The sequence below is a fragment of the Streptomyces sp. NPDC043685 genome (assembly GCF_056436585.1).
In genome coordinates this window covers 83,208-102,020 of record NZ_JBWKCH010000010.1, presented here as the reverse complement: position 1 = coordinate 102,020, position 18,813 = coordinate 83,208, and the positions used below count along the sequence as shown (strand labels likewise).

Here is an 18,813-nt window from a genome sequence, read left to right as displayed (position 1 = left end):
TGCGGCTCGTCATGGCAGGTGATGTCGTGCAGCCGCGGTCGATGTGATCGTCAGGGCATGGGCAATGGGACGGGGACGACAAGGGCGCCTTGGCGCACATGGTGGCAGCGGTGGCCGTGCTGGGCGAGCCGGGCCGCAACGGCGTGGGCGGGGGCATACGCCGGCTTCGGCCTGGCATGCGCGCTGAGCGGGACGCCACCGCTCTACCTGGGCAGCCACCCGGGACCCACAGCGCTGGGCTGGGGGGTCGCGGGGGAGGGGGCACTGGCGGCCCTGGTCTGCGGAGCGGTGGCGCGGTACGGGCTCCAGCCGGCGTTGCGGGTGCTGCTGTGGGTGGTCTGCGTTCTCGCCGGGATCGCCGCGTTCGGCCTGCTGATGGACCTCATCACACTGGCATTCGGGCAGGGGGTGGACAACGGCGTGGCCGCGGCGCACCACGTGCTGGCAGCGGCCGGGGTCGTGCTGCTCGCGGCCACTGCCCGGGTCCCCGGGCTGCCCGCCGCGCCCTTCCCACAGGCCCCTTCCGCCGCCTCGGGGCAGGTCCAGCTCGTCGCCTGCGCCGGCACTGTGGCCTTCCTCCCCTATGCGGCGATGAAGCTCATCTGGGCTTCGGGGGGTTCCTTCGCCGGGATGACCGGCGAGGAAATGCTCGCGGTTTCCCAGCGCAACGGAGCGTCAGGAATATGGCTCACCCTGGAGTCCTGGGGCGTGGACGGCACCGTGCTGCTGGCCGCGCTCGGCGTCTTCCTGCTGTGGGGGCTGGTCCGCCCGTGGGGCCAGGTCTTCCCACGCTGGACATTGTGGTTGCGCGGCCGGCGCGTCCCGCGCTGGCTCCCTCTGGCACCGGCCTTGGTCGGCGCCGCCACGCTGGCTCCGTACGGGGTGCTCGGCGTCGGTTACGCGACTCTGGCCACTATCGGCACGGTGACGATGCGGCGAGGCGACTTCCACTCCTCGAGCGACGCACTGCTGGTCGCCTGGATCGGCCTGGCGGCGTTCGCCGTCCATGGACTCGCACTGATCGTCGCTGCGCGCTCGTACTGGCTGCGGACCCGTCCCACCCGGGACGCGCGTTGACACGGAACGACCGCTTGCGGTCGGCCAACTCCCCTCCAGCTGGCCGTTTATGAACTCTGACACCGGTCTGCGAAGTGCCCGGTTCACGGTGCTGGGGGAGATCGAGCACTGGGTGCTCAAGTGATCGGCTCCTGAGGCTCATCCTGTCCCCGAGGGCGCCAACTGCCCAGGCCGCGCCCCCAGTCGCCGACGCGGATGGGGTGGTGAAGGGCGGCTGTACAGGGGGGCGTTGGGGTAGGCGCGGGGCTTCCGGCTGCGACTGACGCTTCGTCACGAACCCAGAGACCCGCCTGCCGGTTGATTGCGAAGGGTAGTTGATCGTGTGCGTAAGGTCATGCCCCTGCTGAGGGTGCGGGGGTGAAACGAGAGGGGAGAACATGACGGTTCCTTCGACGCCGGGTATGTCCTGGGGTCCAGTGAGTACGCTCGGCGGTCAGCTGACGGGTAATCCGGCGGTGGCGCCTTCCTCGGACGGCCGTCTCGAGGTGTTCATCAGGGGCCGTGCGGACAACGCGCTGTCAACCTGTCATCAGCAGACCTGGGGCGGCTGGTCCGAATGGGAGAACCTGGGCGCCGGCACCTTATCCGGCGACCCCTCCGCCCTGCGGACGGCCGCCCGGCGCATCGGTGTCTTCTTCAGAAGCGCGCAGGGCAACCTCGAACACCCCTGGCAGACGGTCATCAACGGCGGCTACGGCCCCGGGGCGACGCTGGCCACCAGCATCGGCGGCGACCCGGTTCCCGGACTGCACGCCGACGGGCGCCCGGCGGCCTTCTTCCGGGGCACCGACAACGCTGTGTGGCATGTGTGGGAGACCACCAAGTCCGGTTACGGCAACTGGACCGGCCCTGCCCGTCTGGGTGGCGCGATGTCGGGCGACCCGGCTGTGGCCACCGACGCCCGCGGCCGTCTGCAGGTGTTCTTCCGCGGCACTGACGGTCACCTGTGGGTCGTCCGCCAGCACGACGCCAACGGCGCCTTCGAGAACCCCCGGCGCATCGCGCAGCACATCGGCGGCGACCCCGTCATCGGCATCAACGCCGACGGGCGCCTGGAGGTCTTCTTCCGGGGCACCGACGATGCCCTGTGGCACCTCCCGCAGACCGATGACTACGACGGATGGGCCGTACTGACCAGCCTCGGCGGCACCGTGACGGGAAACCCGGCCGTCGCCCGGGCCGCCGACGCCCGGCTGGCCGCTTTCCACTGGGGCGGCGGCCACCTGTGGGTCAACGAGCAGACGGTCGTCAACGGCGCGGAGTGGAGCGCCCACGAGAAGATCGCCCAGAACATCGGCGGCGAACCCGTCGTCGAGGCCGACGGTCACGGGCGCCTGAACGTGTTCTTTCACGGCTCTGATCACGCCGTCTGGCACATCGCCCAGATGTTCGGCCAGCCGGCGGCCGGTTACGCCATTCAAGCCTGAAGCCCTGCCAGGCCGAGAGGGAAGCGGCGCCGCGTGTCGAGAAGGCGCGCACGGCCGGTAGCGTCCCCGGCCCGACGGGCGTCTACCGCCCACGCTCGTCACAGCGGCGGGCCGGTAAGGCCTGGCCATTCGCACTCATGGTGAGCGTCGCAGCGGTAAGGCCGGCACATCAGGACCGGCGCAGACCGTCCCTCGGCTGGATGGCGTCTCGTCGCGGATACCCCGGTTGTCGCCCGCAGCACTCGTACAAGCGGGTCCGCACCAAGCCTGCGCAGTTCGTACATCCAGGCCGGACGCCCCTTACGGACGCGTGCGGTGTCCGGCCACTGGTCAGAACGCGGACGTGATCGTACTGGCCCCTCAAGGCAAGACAGCGCTCCAAAGCCGATCGCGACCGTCTGTCGTGGACGGTCGGTGAAACGAGGAAGGGACAACGATGAGCACTGCCCACGCGGCAGCCACAGAGGAACAGAACTCCGCCCTTCGGATCAGCACGATGGTGGGGACCGGGGTCGCAGGGCCGCCCAAAGGGGAGAAGGAGCCTGCTGTTTCGGCACAGGTGAACCTCCCGAACGGAGTGGCGTTGGACAGCTCCGGCACCCTCTACATCGCCGACTCCGGCAACCACAGGGTCCGGAAGGTGACGACCGACGGGAAGATCAGCACGGTCGCGGGCACGGGCGTGGCGGCCTTCGGCGGTGACGGCGGTTCTGCCGTCTCGGCTCAGCTGAACTACCCCCGCGCGGTGGCCGTGGACAGCGCGGGGGACCTCTACATCGCCGATTCCGGCAACCATCGGGTCCGGAAGGTGACTCGGGCCGATGGGAAGATCAGTACGGTCGCGGGCACGGGTGCGGGGGCCTTCGGCGGTGACGGGGGTCCGGCCACCGCCGCCCGGCTCAGCGGCCCCTTCGCGGTGGCGGTGGACAGCGCGGGCGACCTCTACATCGCTGACTACTACAACCATCGGGTCCGGAAGGTGACTCGGGCCGATGGGAAGATCAGTACGGTCGCAGGCACGGGTGCGGCGACCTTCGGAGGTGACGGCGGTCTCGCCACCGCAGCCCAGCTCAAGTCTCCCTTCGGGGTGGCGGTCGACGGTGCGGGGGACCTCTACATCACCGACTCCGGCAACCACCGGGTCCGGAAGGTGACGAAGGCCGATGGGAAGATCATTACCGTCGCGGGCACGGGTGCGGCGACCTACGGCGGTGACGGCGGTCTCGCCACCGCCGCCCAGCTCAACCTTCCGATGGGCCTGGTGGTGGACAGCGCAGGCATCCTTTACATCTCGGAGTGGAACAACCATCGGGTCCGGAAGCTCACAGCCGACGGGAAGATCAGTACGGTCGCGGGCACGGGCGCCGCGGCCTTCGGAGGTGACGGCGCCCCCGCCGCCTCGGCCCAGCTGAAGAATCCGAGCGGCCTCGCCGTGGACTGCGTCGACACCCTTTACATCGTCGACCACGGCAACAGCCGGATTCGGAAGGTCGCGTCGGCGAGGACGGCCGGGCTGCCCGAGTCGGGCACGGTGGTCTCGTGGGCCAGTGTCCGCAGCAGGCTGCGGATGGCGGTCGTGCGTGAGTCCACCGCGGACGGGGCCGAGGTCCATCAGGCCCTCGCCGTTGCCAGGGATCACCAGAGGTGGCGGATGGTCGCGGCGGGCCAGGACAACGGCGATGTGCTGTACCGGATCGAGAACGTGCGCAGCGGCAAGGTCCTGGAGGTGGTCGGGGCACAAGAGGCGGTCGGCGCGGTGGTCGCGCAGCGCGAATACGAGGGGTCCGACGCCCACCATCAGCAGTGGCGGCTCATCCCCGTCGGTTCTGTGACCGACAGTCCTCGGGTGTATGAGATCGCGAACCGCAACAGCGGCCTGCTGCTGGGGATCGACACCAACGCGCGAGCGGCGATCAGGCAGGACGGGGCGGAGGGCGACCAGCGGGGCCGGCAGTGGCAGTTGCTTCCCGTATGACACACGAGGGGGCAGGGGCGGCCTCGCCCCTGCCCCCTCGTGAGCTCGGTGCTACTGGGAACCGGATGAGCCCTCGGTGGTCGCCTCGGTCTTTTTGGTCTCCCCCAGGGTGCGCGGGGTGTCAGCGGCCGCCTTGGCCGCTGCGGGGGCCGGCGGAGCCTGGGGGGTCTCCGGGGCTTGAGGAGGCGTGGCGTAATCGCTCCTCGTCGGCTTCGCCTTCAGGTCCTCGTTCCTCTCCAGCCCGTCGTCCTCCGGGATCTTCGAGCGGGCATCCCGCATGCCGCTGGACGCCGCGGTGGACACCGAGCTCGCCTTGCCTGCGTACTGCGCCTGCGTATCGGCCGATGCCTGAGTGGTCTGGATGAAGGAGCCGAGCAATCCCAGGATGACCCGCGCTTCGGGCGATTGCTCCTGCACAACCTTCGCCCGGGAGGAGGCCCCGTGGATGGCGTTGCTGAACAGGCTCGTCCTCGTGTCGTCGTACGTGCCGGCGTCGGCGTCCTCGAAGTCGACGCCCGCACCCGGCTCCGGTCCGGGCCGGTCGGTGCCCACCGAGAACAGCCCCGCACCATCGATCGCGGACTTGAAGATGTTGTCGAACACCACGGTCCTCACCCCTGCTCACTCATCGGAAGGCTGCTTGTGCAGCGCCCGGTCACTGTCGGTCAGGCTTTCGCCGTCGAACATCGTGTGGTGGACATCCAGGGCGGAGACGACCTCGGCCCATCCGTGCATCAGAAATCCGCCGCCGGCCAGATCGAGGTCGCTGATGGGGCGGGCCACCAGCCGGTCGAGGCCGGGGTAGCCCCCGGGCTGCGGGGGAGACAGGACCGCCACCGGCACGTCGTACTTCACCGCGATGAACCCGGAGAAGGTCACCGGGATCTCGTACCGGTACTGCTTGCAGCAACGCCGCTGCGTCACGATCGTATCCACGCGGGAGTTCGCAGCGACCTTGCCGGAGATCTGCGACTTCGAGGCCCAGCTCGTGGTCAAAGAGCCACCGACGGTGGCTGCGATGCCCAGCGCCAACGAGGCGTTGAGCGACGCGGTGCCGGTGGCGCTGCCCTGAGTGGTGAACGCGACCGAGTCCGTCACCGAGTTCGTCGCGGAATTCGTCGCCGCGTTCCGCGTGGCCGTCTCGGTGGCGTTGGCGTTGTCCACACCGACGCTGTCCTTGCTGTTCTTGTTGGTGACGGTGTTTGCGTTCTTGTTCGACACCTCGTTCTGGCACTGCGTCTGAAGCTGCGCCTGGAGGTCCATCTTGAGCTGGTTCTGCAGCTGCAACTGCAACTGTGCGCTGACCGTGCCGCCAAAGGTCAGCTTGGCGTCTCCGTGGAGCGACCACGTGATGCCGTTCGACACGGTGAAATCGACCGAGTCGGTGAAGGTCATCGGCTCCGTCTGGCTGCGGTTGACGTAGGAGCGGCAGGAGAACGTGTCGGGCGGGGGCTGGTCGATGCCGCACCGCTCCTCGATCAGCGGCTCCCCGAGATTCATGTACGCCAGCCAGCCCAGCTGGAACGCCGACACGGAGGCGGGGAAGGCCCCGAAGGCCGACTTGTTCACGGAGAACCCGACGGGCTTGTGCCGCACACCGTAGTCGTCGACGTAGACCAGGTTGGGGTGGTCCAGAATGGCTTGCCAGTTCTGATCGATGTTCAGTTCTCGCAGGTTTTTCTTCGTCAGTGGCTGCCGTTTGGTTCGGTCCAGGCTGTACGCGTTGGAAGGCATTCCCCGTCCTCGACTCCTCTGGCCGAAAATCGCTCGGCGAAAAAGCAACAGGCATCTGCGCGCTTTTTCGGAGTTCGAAGCTAGCAGGGTGAGCAAATTCCGGGAAGGGGGTCTTTGTGGATTGCGTCCAAACGGGTGAAATGAGTTCGCGGGCGATCCCAACTCGCTTGGTGGGGAAGTAAGTTGAAGTGCTGTCGACCGACCGGTTGATGGCTTTCTGAAAGTCCCGCTCGCGCAGAATATGCGTCGTGTTGCGGTGAGCGAGGCATCCGGCTTGGTCGCCTCTTCATCTTGAGGCCCTATGGGTTCGGGCGATCAGGACATGGGCTTATCCCGTCCGGTGGATCACCGCACTGAGTGCTCGGCGCATTGTCTTGCCACATCCAGAACAGGTGAGGTTTCCGCGATGTACACCCAAGAACGCACGGCGATGTCGAATCTGGTGGTCGGCGGCCCGGTGGCGGTGAACAGTTACGACAACGCGATCGTGGCTGCGCTGGTGGAGAATCGGCCGGTCATGCTCGTCCATGCCTTCAACGGCGGCTATCTGCGACCGGCCGAGCTGGGGGAGGCGAGCCACGACAAGGGGGTCAAGCTGGCCACCGCGCTCGACCCGGCCACCAAGGAGGCGCAGGGCCACCTCTGGCACATCACCCCTGCCGGCTTCTTCGGGCAGCGACCGCTGTACTTCATCGAAAGCGCCGCCGGCCAGGTGGCGCCCAAACCGTCCGGTGCCGGCGCGGCCGACGCCGGGCGCGGCGACGACGGCGTGCCCAAGCCGCAGCGCCGGCGCATCACCGTCCACCAGGACGCCCCCAAGAGCACAGCCGACACCGTCCAGGTCGGCCTGCCCGACAAGGTCGGCGACAAGTGGCGCGGGAAGAACGGCGCGCCGGAGGACTCCCAGCTCTGGGTCGTCACGGTGACACCGTGGGGTGGGATCACGTTCGTGCCGATCACCCACCCCGACGCGATCCTCGGGTTCAAGGACCACGCGGTGGCGGCCGACAGCGAGGTGCGGCTGACCTACAACTGGGGCGGGGACTTCACCGGAACGGTCATCAACACCTTCTACCCGCGCCTGCCCAACGAGTGGAGCGTCCCCTACCACCACGTCTTCACGTGAACCGCGGCCACCGCCGCGCCGCAGCCGTCCCGAGCCCATACCCGTACCGCCTGGAAGAGGCATCACCATGCCCGTCCCCACGCAAGAACTGAAACTGGAGATCGTCAACGCCGCCACAGGAAGGACCCTCGGCGCCAAGGCCGCGCCGGGCACCGACGGGGCGCTCGTCGTCCGCGACTTCCCCGAGGACGGACCGAGCCCGGATCAGTGGCAGCTCACCCCCGTGCAGCCTGCACAGGCCGGGCAGGTACAAGACCAGCAGGCCTACGTGATCCGCAACGCCGTCAGCGGCAAGGTGCTCGACAACCCCGCCGCCGCGGACCGCGGCGTCCGCCAATGGGACGCCGCCGCAGGCAAGAAGGCCCAGCAGTGGCACGTCGTCCCCGTCGACGGCGAAGCGGGCCTCTACCTCATCGAGGACGTGGCCGGTGGAGCTGTTCTCGACCTCGACGACCCCGGCACGGACGACACCCGGGTCGTCCTGCGCGACTACGACGACAGCGCCCCGAGCCAGCGCTGGCGGTTCGTGACGGCCAAGCCCGAGCGCACCAGCGACCCCGTGCTGCGCTGGGCGTCACTGAGCCACTGGAACGGCCGACGCTCCTGGCGGCTGGCCCGCTCGAAAGCACTACGACCGGCACCCGAAGCGACGCCCTCCTTCAGTGACATGCTGCTGGTCCTTCAGCGGTTCGGCAGCGACCAGGACGCAGGCGGGTGGAAAAGCACTGGAGCCGGCCGCTCTCCGAGCGGGCAACCGCTCTGGTGGGCCGGGCTCGGTTGCCGGTTACTCGCCGACACCACGGGAACAGGCCGAGCGGACATCCTCGGGCTCAAACCCGGAAAGGGGGTGGTGACGGCCTCCAGCCAGGGCGACGGCACCTTCGAAGACGCCGAGAGCGTCCTCCACCCGCCCGTGCCCTCCCCGAGTCCCAAGGACCTGTGGACCCTGGCGGACACGACGGGTGACGGCCGGCCGGATGCCGTCGTCCTTGCCGCCGACGGTGTCCGAGTACTCCTTCAGGACAAGGACGGGACGTTCGCACCTGCGGGTGCCGATCCGGCCTTGAAGGCATTCGGCCACGGCCCGCAGGCGGGCGGCTGGCTTGCCGACGAACATCCTCGCTTCCTCGCCGACCTGACCGGTGACGGCAGGCTCGACATCGTCGGCTGCCACGACGACGGTGTCTGGCTCTCCTTGCAGGACGAGGAAGGAAAGTTCGCACCACTCGCCGACGAGCCGGCTCTCCGGGCGTTCGGCCACGCCGGAAAGGCGGGCGGCTGGCTTGCCGACAAGCACCCTCGCTTCCTCGCCGACCTGACCGGTGACGGCAGGCTCGACATCGTCGGCTGCCACGACGACGGGGTCTGGGTCTCGCTCCAGGACGAGGACGGCACCTTCGCCGACCCTCTGTACGTCCTCGACGACTTCGGGACCGACCAGGGGTGGAGCACCGTCGAGGAGCACCCCCGGTTCCTGATCGGAACCACCGGCGGCGGAGTCGTGGACATCGTCGGCTTTGGACCGGAGGGCACCGTCGTGGCCCGCGGGCGGGGCGACGGCACCTTCGAGCCGCCCAAGCTCATCCTCAACGACTTCGGGCTCGCCCAGGGGTGGACGGGCGACAAGCACCTCCGCCACCTCGTCGACGTCACCGGCGACGGCAACCCCGACATCGTCGGCTTCGGCGACGAAGGGGTCTGGGTGTCGCACAACCGCGGCGACGGCCAGTTCGAGCAGGCACAACTCGTGTGCCGGGGCTTCGGACACGACAACGACGCCGGCGCCTGGCGAGTCGACCACCACCCCCGCTTCCTCGCCGACATCACCGGCGACATCGTCGGCTTCGGAGGACCGGGCGTCTACGTAGCCCGAAACCTCCACCGCCGCTTCAGGACCCGGTAACCCTCGAACGCGGCGGGTGACGACTCTGCGTACGGGATTCTCACCCGCAACAGGCGTTCGGCGAAGCGGCTGAGCACGGAAGGCCGGCGTCACGCTCTCTAGGGTGCCCGCCCAGCGGGACGCGTGACGCGGCCGTCCTGCTGGCGCCGTCGGAGGTTGCGCCGAGGGCGACTCCTACTTTTAGGATCGGTGCATTCTAACCGCCGGTGACACGCTGAACCTGCTGCGCGAACACGGCCGTTGGCCGTCCTGAGGCAAGAGAAGACGAGGCGGCCTAGACACCCATCACGTACCACTGCCTGGGTGATGCGCTGCGCAAGTACAGATGGCGGCCTCGTCCGATGGGCTGTGCATACCGCTTGAGAGGTGCCCCGTTGGGGAGGGTGAGACAGGCTTCCTCGATCAGCAGAACCTCGCTCTCGGTCAGGCGGCAGCGGTGCAGGCGGTCCGGTTGTCGGCCGCCTCCCAGCATCGTGATGCGCTCCCCGTGCACGGCCATGCCCGCAGGAGCGACCACGGGAGTGCTCCGCACCCGAGTGTCACCGTTGGTCCGGACCTCGAGAAGAGGGAAGCTCGGGTAGTAGCTGGCCCACGCGACACCGTCGTCCACGTTGAAGGCGTAGACCGTGTCGATGTATTCGACGCCCTTCGGAGGCATGTAGCCCCATTGGTGGTTACCACCGCTGTCCCAGCGCACCAGGCCGGCTGCGCTGATCGGGTCGATGTAGACGCCTTCGTCGAAGTAGGCGCTCCACACATGGTGGCGGTGGTCTGCCAGCAGGAACTCGACCGCACGCCCCATCGCGAAGCTGCGGTGGCGTCGCCCGTCCATCCCGTATATCTGCGCGTTCTGGTCCCCTGCGGCGCTGTGCCCCTGCACCACGAACCGGCCATTGGGCAGCGCGTCGAGATGGGACACCCACAAGCTCATGCCGAGCAGGCGCTGTTCGCTGATTGCGCCCCCGTCGTCGATGACCAGAAGCGCATCATATGGACGGCTACGAGGCCGAGGAGTAGGCCTGCCGTACGAACTTGGGCGGAGTTCCGCATCGGGGCAGATCAACCAGAGAGTCCGGCCCCAGGCGTCCACGGTCGTCACCAGAACCCTCTGATGGTCGTACTGCCGAGGCAACAGTGCGTGTGGACGCAGTGCCACCTTCCTCAAGAAATCACCTCACGGGCGAATGAACATGACTCACCCATGATCGCATCCTCGAACCCGACTGCCAGAGCATTAATACCTGACGTGCAGGCGTCGAGTTGCCAACGATCTCCCCCACAGCCTGCCGCCCACAACCAGCGTGAGTTGGCGGAGGCTCGATGCTGCTGGCTCACTCCCGCGCCGCCGGCCGCACCGCCCACCGAGTGGATGCGCACCACCGCATCGGTGTGCATTCCCCCTACGGCGGAGGGCGCTGGGAGCGTGTGAAATGGAGTGGCGTCGTTGATGCCTTCGTTGCTTGGATGCCCGGCGTGACTTCTGCGTATTGTGACGATCAACCTGAGCGGGCGTTGCTGGACCGGATCGAGGAGTACTACGACGCGGTCCCACGCAACGGCGCCCGTGTCGAGGACTACGGGCCGCTCACCCTGTTCGTGCGGGAGGGCCAGGGCTGGCCGTTCTACGCACGTCCCGCGCGGGGATGGTCCGGGCCGCTGGACGTCACCGACGTGCAGAAGGTCCGTGCTCGCCAGCGGGAGTTGGGGATCCCGGAGAGTTTCGAATGGGTAGCCGAGACCACGCCAACGCTGCGGGCAGCAGTCGAGGAGTCGGGACTCGTGGTCCACGAACATCCGCTGATGGTGCTCGCACCCGGTACGCCCGCAGCGCCATTGGAAGGGTTGTCCGGAGACATATCGGTGCGGATCGTAGGCGCGGACGATCCGATCCTGCCCAGCGCCCTGGCCGTACCTCACCTCGCCTTCGCCGAGCCCGGAACCCACGTCGGCCTCGCGGGAACACCGTAATTGACGGAAGAGGTCGACGCCCGTATCGCAGACGGATCGGTGGAACGCTCGATGCTACGTATCCGGGCAGGTCTGACAGCGGTCGCCGCAGCTGTCGAGCACGGGACGGCACTGTCCGCCGGCCAGCATCAACCGCTCGGAGGAATCACGGAGATCGTCGGCGTCGGAACGCTCCCTGCGGCTCGCCGTCGCGGTCTCGCACTCGCGGTCACCGCGGCACTGGTGGCCGACGCCCGCTCGCGGGGCGCGGCAACCGTCTTTCTGTCGGCAGGTGACGACGACGTCGCGCAGATCTACGCGCGACTCGGCTTCCACAAGATCGGAACGGCGCTGATCGCCGAACCCGCCGAATAGGTCCATTCGGTCCACTTCGCAGTGGTGCTACTTCTCACCGCCATTTTTGTGCACACCGCTGAGTGCTGGGCGGTGGCTCGGTGTGTACTACTCCGCGTGGCGGGACACGTCGACGTTCGAGCGGTTGAATCCGTATTGGAACAGACAGCGGCACTGCAGGGCAGGTGACCTGTCACGGCGAAGGCTGAGTGTTCTCCTCGAACATTGAATGGTGCCGCCCTCAGGAGGCCATGGCCAAGGCCAGCGAGGCGACCGCGGTGGTGAGATAGAAGCCGGGAAACGCAAGGTTGTAGAACACGCGAGCGCGCAGGTGGAAGGTGAGCGCGCCCAAGTAGAGCAGGACGAGACCGCAGGCCGCGGCGATGCCGAGGGGGCGCAGTGCGGCGTCGAGGAGACCGAGGAGGAGGCCCACCGCACCAGCCAGCTTGAGGGTGGCCAGCCAGGGGAGCCAGGACCGGGGGACACCCACCTCCGCTGAGTTGGCGAGCACGAAGCGTGCACCGAGGAAGTCGGCGGCGGCGATTCCGATGTTCAAGGCGGCGGTGAGCAGAGTGACGACGAGGAGCGCGAGCTGGGTACTGGGCATGCCTTCAGGGTCCGCAGACACCCTTGGCACCGTCCAATACATGCTTCTATAACCTGATGGCATGGATGTGGACACGCGCCTGCTTCGATACTTCGCCGCAGTGGCGGAAGAGGGCAGCCTGACCGGAGCCGCGAAGAGGCTGTTCGTCTCGCAGCCTGCGTTGACCAAGCAGATCCAGCGCCTGGAGGAAGATCTCGGGGTGCGGCTCTTCGTGCGTTCGCGGTCGGGGATGGCGCTGACCGAGGCTGGCTGTGAGCTCGCCTCGCGGGTGTCCGCACTGCTGAACGGCTGGGACGAGGCGGTGCAGGCGACCGGCCGTGCGGCACGGGTGCTGCGCCTGGGCTTCCTGGACGCGGGCGCGCTGGGGGCCGTGCCCGAGGTCATCGCCGAGTTCCGCAACGCGCAGCCGGACTGGCGGGTGGAACTGCGGCAGTTCGACTGGTCGGATCCGAGCGCCGGCCTTGCCCGGGGAGAGGTCGATGCCGCACTCGTGCGCTTGCCGTTTCCGAAGCAGGAGAGCTTCGCGGTGCGGGAGTTGTTCGCCGAGGAGCGCGGGGTGCTGCTGCCGGTTCGGCATCCGCTGGCCAACAGCGAGACGGTGGAGTTCTGCAAGCTGTGGGACGAGCCATTCGTCGCGGCCGGAGCCGAGACCGGAGCCTGGAGGGAACACTGGCTGGCGGCGGACGAACGGGACGGGCACCCCGTCCGGGTCGGCGCCGTCACCAGCCGTCCCGACGAGTGGCTCGGAGCGGTGGCCGGCGGCTGCGTAGCGCTGGCCCCGGCGTCGGCGGCCCGTTTCTACTCCCACCCGGATGTTGTGTTCCGTCCGGTCCGCGGGGTCTCACCGAGCCGCGTGGGGATAGCCCGGTCTCGGCGGCGGACGCACGAGGCGGTGCTGCATGAACTGCTCCAGGCGATCACGCGGCGGCTGAGTCGCGAATGAGGACCGGGCCGGAAGATCACCGGCGTGCTGCGCCGGCAGGATCGGCACTGCATCCAGCGGCGGTCGCGCTGATCGCTTCGCAAAGGGCGATGAAGGGGGGAGGGGAAGAATGGGTGTCGCTCAATGCGCCACGACAGCCCCGGCATTCACTGGCCATGCCGATGCCGCCGCTGACCGGGATGGCCGCCCGGTGACGTGGGCGGCGCCGTCACAGGCCAGGAACCGACGACGGCGAACTCCTGCGGCTTGCCGGTGCGACGTAGAGGGGGCTGACCTGAGAGTTGGGGGAGCCGCTTGTCGGTGACGCCCTCGATCGTCTCCGTCTCGACGTGACCGGGCGTGAGCATGTCGACGGTGTTGTTCCGCGAGCCCAGTTTCCAGGTGAGCGACCGGGTCCAGCACGCCTGAGGACAGTGGGGCGCTGGGGAGCGGCGTCAAATGGTCACAGACTTCACGGAACATCCTCTTGGTGGGGATCGTAGTCATGGATGTCGCCGTGCGACGGTGGGAAGACAGGCAACCGGCTGACACCGCCAAGGTTTCCCGCCTTCGGCCACGTTCGGCGTTTTTCCCGTCCCGGGCGCCCGGCCCCCGCCCTCGTCGTACCCCTCGGAAGAGGTTTCGTCTTTGGGCTCATCAACCCCTACCCCCGGAAGGGGGCTCACACCCGCATGAACATCACCACCACCATCGACGGCACCCGCGCCTGCATCGCTGCGCGCGGAGAGATCGATTTCGACACCCTGGCCCCGCTGCGCGCCGCAGCTGCCGCGCTGCCGCCGCAGGTGACGGACCTGCAGTGGGACCTGACGGGCGCGCCCTTCATGGATATCGCCGGCCTGTACCTGCTGTTCGACCCGGCCATGAGCAGTTCGGATCGCCGGACGACGGTGACCGGGCTGGGCGCTCAGCCGCTTTGGCTCCTGTTCACGGCGGCCGACGCGGAGCCGACCGTGTTCGACCTGTCCCGCCTGCTGCCTGACATCGCCCCGCCCGGCTTCCGGCCTGCGGCCGCCTGAACAGGAGCGCCCGATGGCCTCCAGCGTGTCGGGCCACGGCCACTGTGCGCCTGCCCGCGGACTGTGCCATAGAGGCCGCCACCCGGACCCGCGCCACGAGCCCGACGGCTTAGCAGGCGGGCCCCTCTGCTTCCGTGCAAGCCGCAAGATCATGCGAGCGTCTGCTGACCCTCACCGTTCGTCGGAGACGCGGGGGGAGTACCTGGGCCACGCCTCGCTCCTCTGCGAGACTGAGGATGCCAAGCCTTGCGTAGCAAAAAGGAAACACCGTGAACGAGGTACAAGAAGCCCTGTGCTTCGCAGGTCCCGCCATGGTGACCGTGTTCGTCGTCGGTGCGGGCAACGAACCGCTGCCGCCGGAGACGTTCCACCTTGCCGGACTCGTACCCGACGAGGTGCGCCCTTACATGCTCCAGGAGCAGCCGGCAGCGATCGCGTCGCTCGGCCTCATGTCGTACGACCTCACCTTCCACGACACCTCGCTCGCCCTGTCCACCTATGCGTGCGAAGTCCTGCGGCGCCTGTGTGCGGACGGCCGAGCGGTGGCCTGGGCAGGCTTCGAGGGGTCGTTCAACTACGACCACCTCCTTACCGAGGACGTCGCCTCTTCGGTCTACGGCTACTGTGTGAGCGGGGCCGAGCCCGTCGTCGCATGGGACTTCGCCACCTTGCGCAGTGCAGCCTGGAGGCAGGGGGTAGCCGAAGCCCGCGCGACCCTGCAGGGACTGCTGAGGTGACCTTGAGCCACGGCTCGCGAGTCCCACATAGTGGTGACCCATGTTCGAAAGCACACGCGCTGAACCTTGAGCGGCAGCGGCCCTGGCCAATCTCGTGATCTGGGCCCCGGGGCCAATCGAGCGCCTCGCACGGAACTGAACATCTGCTGCCGGAACTTGAGGACAGAGTCAGTACGATGCTGACCGCGGCGGCAGCGATCGCCCGCCCGAGCACCCCTCCGCGACGGCATCGGATGTAGGCCGGCCTCGAGCCCAGCCGGCCCATGCCGCTCGAGCGCGAGCAGCGTTTCAGTCCCCGGCCCCCACATACGTGACGCACGCCCCCAGACGACCCCTTGTGGCAATGAGCGGCTTCCGTACCTGCGCTCCCGATGTCGGGCCCTTCCGCCTGAACAGGCCACCCGGTCGCGTCGGTGCCGGACGACCTGAGTAGCGATCTCGGCTGCACACTCTCGGGGCAGCTGGCTCTATACCGATGCTTGCACGGGGTGCCCGCCGCAGCGGGCACCCCGTGCGGGTCACCGCCGGTCGTGGTCCGGCCGGGTGATCCGGTAGCGGGCCGTGTCGTTCTCGGTGCCCACTCGCTCGAAGCCAGCGTTTTCCAGAACGCGAGCGGAGGCCGGGTTCGACAACTCCACTGTGGCCACCACGGTGTGGACACCGGGCGCGGTGAGGGCGAAGGCGGCGAGTGCCCGGGTCGCCTCGGAGGCGTAGCCCCGGCCGCGGCGGGAGGGCACGATGCCGTAGCCGATTTCGACGGTTCCCTCGCTGGGCGGCCAGAACAGCCCGATCGAGCCCACCACCAGGCCGCTGCCGCGCTCGATGATCAGACGGTGGCCGTGCTCGCCGAACCAAGCGGGGTTCGTGTCGAGTAGCCCTGCGATGACGCGGTCGCCCTCGGTGGGGAAGTCGTCCGCCCAACGGGCCGACCCGCTCCCGCCCTGGACTTGGGTGGCCTCGACCGCGGTCCAGGGGCGAAGGATGAGGTGGCTGGTGGTCAGTTCGGTGCGGGCGGAGGAAGCGGAAGTCATGTGTCACTCCTGGTTGTGGAGACGACCGGTCCGCGTACTGCTGTCACGCGGTCCGGGAAAGGGCATGCTGAAGAAGGCCGGTGACGGCCATATTCATCAACCTCCCTGTTTCACAACCGTGTTGGTGTGCTTCCCGCACGAGCGTCGACGGTAGCAATCGGGACGTGGCAGGGCAAAGGAAATTCGATGACCAAGTCGTCGCTCAAGCCTTCGGCCACCTCGCCATCCGCTAGGGCGCAGGCGTCCGCCTCACCCAGCCCAGCCGCATCCTCGCCGAGCTCACCGACGGCCACAGGACCGCACCTGGGACAAACGCCTCCGTGCGCTCATCCGCCTCGACGACCTGCTCACTCTCGCAGCAACCGTGGATGCACCGGCTGCGCTCCTCGAACCCCGCCGTGCACAGGCCCGGATCATGCAGCAGGGCGTCACATGCTCGGCGCCGGGCCGCGGGAGGCCAGAGTCCGGGGCGGGCAGCCGGCAGGCCGTGTAGCTGCCGCCGGCGACGGGCCGGCGTCTGCCCTCTGCCCGTTCAGTGCTCACTTCCGGGCGGGCTCTCGGCGGGCGGGGCGGTGATCGGAGTGAGACGGTCGTTGGGCTGGTCATGATCGATAACGACGTCTCCGTGAGAACACGCGGCGGGCGCACGAGCCGCTGGCGGTTCGCTCTGGCGCTGGCTCCCCTGCTGGTAGGTGCCTCCGTCCTGCTGGCCGGAAGCGCCGCGGGGGTCGTCTCCGTGACGTTCGCCGGGGAGGTTCCGGTTACGGTCCACGCCGCGCGGGTGTCCGCAACGGGTGTGTCGGCCTCCCCGGCCGCCTCCGGCCGTGGCGGGCTGTTGCCGACGCTGGCCACGCGGGTGGAACCGGCCACCGTTCAGGACGCCTGCGTCACTTCGACTGCCCACCTGCCCGTCGTCGGAGCGGTGACGGCCATCGTGCGTATCGAGCACGCCTCTGCCTCTGGCCTGACGGTGGAGGCGGGCAAGACCACGGCCCGGTCGGTGAAGCTCTCGGGAGCGAAGTTCAGCACCCCGCAGGCGTCCCTGGACCGGCCCACGGGCCTGTTCACCGTCGGCGCGCAGAAGGTCAGCGGCAGCGATGTGGCCACACAGCCGCATGCCTTCACCGCCGGGACGATCACGTCCCGGGGTGTCGCCATCGACCTGCGCCACGCGAAGGGCGGCTGCGAGCGGGGAACTCCCGGATGACCGCGTCGATCCGACCCCGGTGGCGGGGGTGGCGTCGGGGGCGTCCGTTCACGGCGGGGTTGCTGTTGAGCCTCGGCGGGCTGGAGCTGATCTGCGTCTCCTGGGTGGGGCTGGGCTTCCTCCGGTTCACCGGTACCGCGGGCGCCGCCTCGTGGGCCCTCGGTGCACTGTTCGTCGTCGCCGGTGTGACGACGTGGCACAACCCGGCCGTGCGCTACTTCTCCGGAATCCTGGCCGCCGTGATGTCACTGGTCAGCCTGATCGCCGCCAACCTCGGCGGCCTGCTCCTGGGCTTCCTGCTCACCGCCGTCGGCAGCGCCCTCGCACTGGCCTGGATCCCCCGGCAAGCACCTTCGACCCCACCCGCGAGGCGCTTTCTGCCGGCACCGGGAGCCGAGGTCGCCCTGAGGACTCACCATCCCTCGCGTGTGCGAATTCTAGTGCGTTCCGCCGCGTGACCACTTGGAGGTCAGCACAGGCCGGTCAAGATCAACTACACACCGCATCGACCAGGACCACCATTGTGTCGTAAGCCGACGCGTCCACTCCGGACGTTTCGGCTGGTTCGTCAGGATCGCCCATCGTCAACAGTTTGAAACCTCCACCGCAGCTCGGTTGATCCACCAGACTTGCCCGTGTTCACAAACGGAGAAGGGACGGCAAGCATGGCGAAGAGCGCACTTCTGGTTATGGACGTCCAACGGGACGTTGTGGCCATCGCCGACGACGGTTCTGGATATCTTCCGCGCTTGCGCAGGGCGATCGACGGTGCCCGGACTGTCGGCATCCCCGTGATTTACGTGGTGATGGGGTTACGGCCGGGCGATCCTGAAGTCAGCCCACGCAACAGGGTGATGACGAACGTCGTGCGAGCCGGGCTGTTCACCGAGGGAGCTCCTGGCACCGAGATCCATCACGACGTTGCGCCCCAACAGGGCGACGTGGTGGTCACCAAGAGGCGGGGGAGCGCGTTCTCGGGCAGTGATCTCGACTTGGTGCTCAGGGCTCGCGATATCGACAGCCTTGTTCTCACAGGCATCGCCACCAGCGCTGTTGTGCTGTCCACCCTGTGGCGCGCCATCGACCTGGACTTCGGCCTCACCGTCCTGGCGGACGCCTGCCTCGACACCGACCCCGAGGTGCACCGGATGCTCACCGAGAAGCTGTTCCCGCAGTGGGCAGATGTCGTCGCCGTAGAGGACTGGCTCAAAGCGATCGCACCGCGCTAAGGAGCTCATGCAACTCGGCCCCTCAGCTCTCAGGCGTGAACCCGGGACGAATCCGCGGCCTTCGACGCGACACGGCCAATCACGTCCGAGCTCATAAGGTCCCGCTGCGAAAGCCGCGGGCGCCTGGACTCGACTGCCCAGGCATGGCCGTTTCGAGAAGCTGAGCTGCTGCGCTGGACCTTCAGCCGCCTCGCGTGACCACACCGTCCGTGCCTCCCGCTCCGCCGCTGCCGTCCGTCACCGCGGTTCTCGACCGTCACGACGACACGCTGCACACGCACACCCCTCTGGGGCCGCCCACCATCCGCCGTCCGGCCGGATCACCCTGCACCACGGCTCGGGCACCACCAGCGAAACCGGCCTCGCCGACGACCTGTTCGCCACCCTGGGCAAACCGCTCCTGCTAACGGGCCGCTTTCCCGGCGGCCTCCGCGTGTTTGGACTCGCCGAAAAAGTCCAGTTCCGGCGCGACCGGCCCAGACAGACTGTCCCGGGTG

Annotated in this window: 18 protein-coding genes; 13 read left to right on the top strand and 5 right to left on the bottom strand. The window is 68.3% G+C overall.

The window, feature by feature from the left end; genetic code table 11:
• Positions 1-57: 57 nt before the first annotated feature.
• The 3 genes from AC0665_RS29985 to AC0665_RS29975 all read left to right on the top strand — a co-directional run bounded on the left by AC0665_RS29985 (position 58) and on the right by AC0665_RS29975 (position 4,479).
• The gene (locus AC0665_RS29985; RefSeq protein ID WP_478706185.1) at positions 58-1,077 is read left to right on the top strand and encodes a hypothetical protein; all 1,020 of its coding nucleotides are present in this window, start codon (positions 58-60) and stop codon (positions 1,075-1,077) included.
• A 377-nt stretch (positions 1,078-1,454) separates the two neighbouring features.
• On the top strand, positions 1,455-2,504 hold the full coding sequence (locus AC0665_RS29980; RefSeq protein WP_478610252.1) for a PLL family lectin: 1,050 nt from the start codon (positions 1,455-1,457) through the stop codon (positions 2,502-2,504).
• A gap of 436 nt (positions 2,505-2,940) precedes the next feature.
• The gene (locus AC0665_RS29975; RefSeq protein ID WP_478706184.1) at positions 2,941-4,479 is read left to right on the top strand and encodes an NHL domain-containing protein; all 1,539 of its coding nucleotides are present in this window, start codon (positions 2,941-2,943) and stop codon (positions 4,477-4,479) included.
• A gap of 51 nt (positions 4,480-4,530) precedes the next feature.
• Here AC0665_RS29975 and AC0665_RS29970 read toward each other — a convergent pair whose 3' ends face one another.
• Positions 4,531-5,085: a hypothetical protein gene (locus AC0665_RS29970; RefSeq protein WP_478706183.1), complete on the bottom strand. Its 555-nt coding sequence runs from the start codon at positions 5,083-5,085 to the stop codon at positions 4,531-4,533.
• Between the two features lie 15 nt (positions 5,086-5,100).
• Positions 5,101-6,213 carry a hypothetical protein gene (locus tag AC0665_RS29965; protein ID WP_478706182.1) on the bottom strand — a complete coding sequence of 371 codons (1,113 nt, stop codon included), beginning with the start codon at positions 6,211-6,213 and terminating at the stop codon, positions 5,101-5,103.
• Between the two features lie 406 nt (positions 6,214-6,619).
• Between AC0665_RS29965 and AC0665_RS29960 the strand changes: the two genes are divergently transcribed.
• A complete protein-coding gene (locus AC0665_RS29960; RefSeq protein ID WP_468414094.1) occupies positions 6,620-7,339 on the top strand; it encodes a hypothetical protein in 720 nt (239 codons plus the stop codon).
• Positions 7,340-7,406: 67 nt separating this feature from the next.
• Positions 7,407-9,242 (top strand): RICIN domain-containing protein, encoded by a 1,836-nt coding sequence (locus AC0665_RS29955; protein WP_478706181.1) that lies wholly within the window; start codon positions 7,407-7,409, stop codon positions 9,240-9,242.
• A 274-nt stretch (positions 9,243-9,516) separates the two neighbouring features.
• On the opposite strand, the gene AC0665_RS29950 is transcribed toward AC0665_RS29955, so the two are convergent.
• A complete protein-coding gene (locus tag AC0665_RS29950; protein ID WP_478706180.1) occupies positions 9,517-10,161 on the bottom strand; it encodes a hypothetical protein in 645 nt (214 codons plus the stop codon).
• A gap of 401 nt (positions 10,162-10,562) precedes the next feature.
• Between AC0665_RS29950 and AC0665_RS29945 the strand changes: the two genes are divergently transcribed.
• Together AC0665_RS29945 and AC0665_RS29940 are read left to right on the top strand one after the other, a co-directional pair.
• Positions 10,563-11,210 (top strand): hypothetical protein, encoded by a 648-nt coding sequence (locus AC0665_RS29945; RefSeq protein WP_478706179.1) that lies wholly within the window; start codon positions 10,563-10,565, stop codon positions 11,208-11,210.
• The gene (locus AC0665_RS29940) at positions 11,211-11,564 is read left to right on the top strand and encodes a GNAT family N-acetyltransferase (RefSeq protein ID WP_478706178.1); all 354 of its coding nucleotides are present in this window, start codon (positions 11,211-11,213) and stop codon (positions 11,562-11,564) included.
• Between the two features lie 220 nt (positions 11,565-11,784).
• On the opposite strand, the gene AC0665_RS29935 is transcribed toward AC0665_RS29940, so the two are convergent.
• Positions 11,785-12,150: a DoxX family protein gene (locus AC0665_RS29935; protein WP_478706177.1), complete on the bottom strand. Its 366-nt coding sequence runs from the start codon at positions 12,148-12,150 to the stop codon at positions 11,785-11,787.
• A 61-nt stretch (positions 12,151-12,211) separates the two neighbouring features.
• Between AC0665_RS29935 and AC0665_RS29930 the strand changes: the two genes are divergently transcribed.
• The 3 genes from AC0665_RS29930 to AC0665_RS29920 all read left to right on the top strand — a co-directional run bounded on the left by AC0665_RS29930 (position 12,212) and on the right by AC0665_RS29920 (position 14,849).
• Positions 12,212-13,093, top strand: coding sequence for a LysR family transcriptional regulator (locus tag AC0665_RS29930; protein WP_478706176.1), 882 nt, complete (start codon positions 12,212-12,214; stop codon positions 13,091-13,093).
• 671 nt (positions 13,094-13,764) lie between these two features.
• Positions 13,765-14,112: an STAS domain-containing protein gene (locus AC0665_RS29925; RefSeq protein ID WP_468414103.1), complete on the top strand. Its 348-nt coding sequence runs from the start codon at positions 13,765-13,767 to the stop codon at positions 14,110-14,112.
• Positions 14,113-14,381: 269 nt separating this feature from the next.
• Complete coding sequence (locus AC0665_RS29920) at positions 14,382-14,849, top strand: hypothetical protein (protein WP_478706175.1); 468 nt, start codon at positions 14,382-14,384, stop codon at positions 14,847-14,849.
• A 518-nt stretch (positions 14,850-15,367) separates the two neighbouring features.
• Here the strand turns inward: AC0665_RS29920 and AC0665_RS29915 are convergent.
• The gene (locus tag AC0665_RS29915; RefSeq protein WP_478706174.1) at positions 15,368-15,880 is read right to left on the bottom strand and encodes a GNAT family N-acetyltransferase; all 513 of its coding nucleotides are present in this window, start codon (positions 15,878-15,880) and stop codon (positions 15,368-15,370) included.
• Between the two features lie 625 nt (positions 15,881-16,505).
• On the opposite strand from AC0665_RS29915, the gene AC0665_RS29910 reads away from it, so the two are divergent.
• From AC0665_RS29910 to AC0665_RS29900, 3 genes are all read left to right on the top strand, one after another.
• A complete protein-coding gene (locus tag AC0665_RS29910; RefSeq protein WP_478706173.1) occupies positions 16,506-17,087 on the top strand; it encodes a DUF6230 family protein in 582 nt (193 codons plus the stop codon).
• Positions 17,084-17,545 carry a DUF6114 domain-containing protein gene (locus AC0665_RS29905; protein ID WP_478706172.1) on the top strand — a complete coding sequence of 154 codons (462 nt, stop codon included), beginning with the start codon at positions 17,084-17,086 and terminating at the stop codon, positions 17,543-17,545. The genes AC0665_RS29910 and AC0665_RS29905 overlap by 4 nt, the downstream gene beginning before the upstream one ends.
• A 207-nt stretch (positions 17,546-17,752) precedes the next feature.
• Positions 17,753-18,316, top strand: coding sequence for a cysteine hydrolase family protein (locus AC0665_RS29900; RefSeq protein ID WP_468639224.1), 564 nt, complete (start codon positions 17,753-17,755; stop codon positions 18,314-18,316).
• The last annotated feature ends 497 nt before the right edge of the window (positions 18,317-18,813 follow it).

What these genes read in the sequence shown, in the direction of transcription:
- AC0665_RS29965 (WP_478706182.1), bottom strand. Translation starts at nt 6,213, where the DNA reads ATGCCTTCCAACGCGTACAGCCTGGACCGAACCAAACGGCAGCCACTG.
- AC0665_RS29975 (WP_478706184.1), top strand. Translation starts at nt 2,941, where the DNA reads ATGAGCACTGCCCACGCGGCAGCCACAGAGGAACAGAACTCCGCCCTT.
- AC0665_RS29980 (WP_478610252.1), top strand. Translation starts at nt 1,455, where the DNA reads ATGACGGTTCCTTCGACGCCGGGTATGTCCTGGGGTCCAGTGAGTACG.
- AC0665_RS29905 (WP_478706172.1), top strand. Translation starts at nt 17,084, where the DNA reads ATGACCGCGTCGATCCGACCCCGGTGGCGGGGGTGGCGTCGGGGGCGT.
- AC0665_RS29985 (WP_478706185.1), top strand. Translation starts at nt 58, where the DNA reads ATGGGCAATGGGACGGGGACGACAAGGGCGCCTTGGCGCACATGGTGG.
- AC0665_RS29945 (WP_478706179.1), top strand. Translation starts at nt 10,563, where the DNA reads ATGCTGCTGGCTCACTCCCGCGCCGCCGGCCGCACCGCCCACCGAGTG.
- AC0665_RS29915 (WP_478706174.1), bottom strand. Translation starts at nt 15,880, where the DNA reads ATGACTTCCGCTTCCTCCGCCCGCACCGAACTGACCACCAGCCACCTC.
- AC0665_RS29930 (WP_478706176.1), top strand. Translation starts at nt 12,212, where the DNA reads ATGGATGTGGACACGCGCCTGCTTCGATACTTCGCCGCAGTGGCGGAA.
- AC0665_RS29935 (WP_478706177.1), bottom strand. Translation starts at nt 12,150, where the DNA reads ATGCCCAGTACCCAGCTCGCGCTCCTCGTCGTCACTCTGCTCACCGCC.
- AC0665_RS29955 (WP_478706181.1), top strand. Translation starts at nt 7,407, where the DNA reads ATGCCCGTCCCCACGCAAGAACTGAAACTGGAGATCGTCAACGCCGCC.
- AC0665_RS29960 (WP_468414094.1), top strand. Translation starts at nt 6,620, where the DNA reads ATGTACACCCAAGAACGCACGGCGATGTCGAATCTGGTGGTCGGCGGC.
- AC0665_RS29900 (WP_468639224.1), top strand. Translation starts at nt 17,753, where the DNA reads ATGGCGAAGAGCGCACTTCTGGTTATGGACGTCCAACGGGACGTTGTG.
- AC0665_RS29925 (WP_468414103.1), top strand. Translation starts at nt 13,765, where the DNA reads ATGAACATCACCACCACCATCGACGGCACCCGCGCCTGCATCGCTGCG.